The following is a 1,281-nucleotide window of genomic DNA, read 5'->3' as shown; positions in this document are numbered from 1 at the left end:
AAGCCTGGCGCAGGCGCTCGACGATCGACTCGGTGCGCTGCCGACGATGCGGGGGCACGCCGACGCGTTGCAGGGCGTAATCCTGCCGGGTTGCGGGCATTTCGTGGTGGAGGAAGGGCCGGTGTCGTTCAACGAGCACTTGCTGGCGCTCCTGGAGGAGGTCGAGGTCAACCGCTGATTGCGGTCCTGGCCCTGGCGGCGTCGGTCACCACCTGCGGGCGGCCGGCGCGCGACACCGCCAGTTTGCGCTGCTCGTATTCCTCCAGGCTCAGGCCCTGACGCTGCAGCGCTTCGAGTTGCAACTGGCGAGTTTCCTCGGCGGTATAGGGGCGCTGCTCGGGATGACTGGCACAGCCGCTCAGCACGGCGATGGCCAGGGCAGCGAGGAGGTGGCGGGCGGTGGTGTTCATCGGGGCGGTTCCGTGAGCCTGGGGTTCGAGGGTGTCGAATCGATGAGCTCAGGTTATTGGCCACGGTGACGCTTTGGAAATTGCTGCGCTCGATAGTGACTATTGAAGGATAAGCATATCCTGCCGCTACGGGCTTGCGCTGTCTGGTCCGTCCTCAGCGCGGCATGTAGCCCAGTTGCCAGGCCCGTGGAATGAACACCGTCACCAGCGCCAGCAGGCAGGCCAGGGCGCAACTGGCCGCCAACGCCTGCAAGCCAAGCCGCTGTTGCAGCCAGGCGCCGAGCGCGGCGCCCAGCAGCATGCCGCTCCAGGGCACCAGTTGCACTCGCCAGCCATCGCGCCGCTCACCCAGCAGCCAACGTCCCAGGCCACGGCCGAAGCGCGACAACGCGCCGGTGACGTAGGTCAGGCCGATCGGCAGGCCGTTCACCTGTTCGACCACGGCATTGAGCATGCCCATGGCCAGGGTGGCTGCGATCAGCGCGGGGAAGGTGATCGACGCCGGCCAGGCCGCGGCGAAGGCCAACAGGGTGGCGACGATCAGCAGCAAGGGCGTGGCGCGCCGGTTTAGGCGCCGGGCCAGCAGGACACCCAGGGTATTGCCCAGCACGAAACCGAGGATCGCCAAGGCCAGACGCAGGATCAGCGCCAGGTCCGCCTGGCTGATGGCCACCGCCAGGCGCGTGGTGTTGCCGCTCATGAACGAGACGAAGTCGCCCAACGCCAGCAGGCCGATGGCATCGGTCATGCCGGCCAGCACCGAAAGCCCGGCCACCAGCCCCAGGCCGACCCGCCCGCGCAAGGCCTGCAGGCGGACGCGGCGTGCACTGTGCAGGGAGGGGGCGGTGGGCAGCATGGGACGGGGCTCCGG

At 68.5% G+C, this 1,281-nt stretch carries 2 protein-coding genes; both read right to left on the bottom strand.

All coding sequences use genetic code 11. The annotated features are described in order from the left end of the window. Positions 1-167: 167 nt before the first annotated feature. Entirely contained in the window at positions 168-410 is a 243-nt protein-coding gene (locus CC207_RS06780) for a hypothetical protein (RefSeq protein ID WP_028692413.1), read from the bottom strand. Between the two features lie 154 nt (positions 411-564). After that, positions 565-1,266 (bottom strand): YoaK family protein, encoded by a 702-nt coding sequence (locus CC207_RS06775; RefSeq protein ID WP_088851778.1) that lies wholly within the window; start codon positions 1,264-1,266, stop codon positions 565-567. Between the last annotated feature and the right edge of the window lie 15 nt (positions 1,267-1,281).

This window comes from Pseudomonas sp. DrBHI1 (assembly GCF_002205115.1).
In the GTDB taxonomy this organism is placed as follows: domain Bacteria; phylum Pseudomonadota; class Gammaproteobacteria; order Pseudomonadales; family Pseudomonadaceae; genus Aquipseudomonas; species Aquipseudomonas mosselii.
Note: the sequence above shows the minus strand (reverse complement) of the source record. Positions and strands in the feature narration are given on the sequence as shown.